This is a genomic window from Actinomadura sp. NPDC000600 (assembly GCF_040492135.1).
Classification (GTDB): Bacteria; Actinomycetota; Actinomycetes; order Streptosporangiales; family Streptosporangiaceae; genus Spirillospora.
On record NZ_JBEUPD010000132.1, the window covers coordinates 1 to 1,171 of the forward strand.

At 34.4% G+C, this 1,171-nt stretch carries 4 protein-coding genes; all 4 read left to right on the top strand.

Annotation, left to right across the window (positions count from 1 at the left end; all coding sequences use genetic code 11):
* Positions 1-196 (top strand): hypothetical protein (locus tag ABWI07_RS44225; protein WP_353822217.1); only part of this gene is annotated, 196 nt, incomplete at its 5' end.
* 5 nt (positions 197-201) lie between these two features.
* Positions 202-375 (top strand): DUF1660 domain-containing protein, encoded by a 174-nt coding sequence (locus ABWI07_RS44230; RefSeq protein ID WP_350782946.1) that lies wholly within the window; start codon positions 202-204, stop codon positions 373-375.
* Between the two features lies 1 nt (position 376).
* Positions 377-568 (top strand): hypothetical protein, encoded by a 192-nt coding sequence (locus tag ABWI07_RS44235; RefSeq protein WP_353822218.1) that lies wholly within the window; start codon positions 377-379, stop codon positions 566-568.
* 491 nt (positions 569-1,059) lie between these two features.
* A partial coding sequence (locus ABWI07_RS44240) for a DUF722 domain-containing protein (protein ID WP_353822219.1) occupies positions 1,060-1,171 on the top strand: 112 nt, incomplete at its 3' end.

Below are 1,171 nucleotides of genomic sequence, written 5' to 3' on the forward strand. Positions count from 1 at the left end.
GTTTATTTATGATACTAGCCGTATCGGAGTTCATAGTAAATATTCTGATTTGCAAACCTTTTCTGAAAAAGAATTTAAATGTGCTGTGTCTGACGCTAAAAAAGACGGTTGGACTGATGTTAAATATATTGTGCTAGGAAATATAGTATCTGACAAATATGATATTAAAGGATTTGAAAAAAGGGAGATTAAATGAAACTAATGTGTAAGCTGTTTGGGCATAAGTGGTCAGAATGGAGAGTATATTTATTTGGAACTCATGAAGAACGCTCTTGTCGTCGTTGCTACATTACAGATAAACGAATTCCACGCTCAGACCTTGACGAGTCAGAGAACGTGTTCCCTGAAAAATGGCTTGATAAACATATGGATTGAGGTGGAGATGAAAAGATTTAGATTAGTAAGCAATTCGTTTATTGACCAAAATGGAGCACTTCGTTCAAAACAACAGTTTGTTGAAGCCGATAGTTTCGCTGATGTTATTGAATATATCGAAAGCAACGCAGGTTGGTACACTGGTATCAACGGAGCTTTCAAAGTCGCCTATATCGAGGAGGTTGTGGAATGAAAGTGATTTATAAGATACTAATTGCCCTAATAGTAGTTGCTGTAGGATTTGGATTATCTCTAGCAACCTATCATCTCTTTGGGTACGACAAGATAATGAGCTTTTGGCAGTACATCTTGCTTAGGAGTAAATAAAAAAAGCCCAAGCTGACCAAGCTTGAGCGAAATTGTGAATTCTAACGTTTATATTTTTATGGTCTAACAAATTATATCATACTGAGCTAGGAACTCGCTAAACTCAACTGGAGGAGAAATGGGTAAATCATTACTAATTGCAACTGGAATTGTTGCTTTGTTTATACTGTATGTTTTAGGTATATATTTACTAGCTAAGATTATCGGGTTATGGATATTTGCAATATTATCTGTGATTTTTATTATAGTAGTTGCTTTTGGCATTAACTCTTTTAAATAAACAAAAAAAGCCCACTGTAATGGGCTTCGGCAACTGAATTTCTAACTTAATTATACCACAAAAGGAGAATTTGATGAATGGCAGATAAGTTAGATAGAATTATTGGAGATTACGTTAATGGCAGACTTGAAGCCAGAATAAAATCAATTGAAAGCAGTTATCTACTTTTTGCTTATAAAGATATCTGCT

What these genes read in the sequence shown, in the direction of transcription:
- ABWI07_RS44230 (WP_350782946.1), top strand. Translation starts at nt 202, where the DNA reads ATGTGTAAGCTGTTTGGGCATAAGTGGTCAGAATGGAGAGTATATTTA.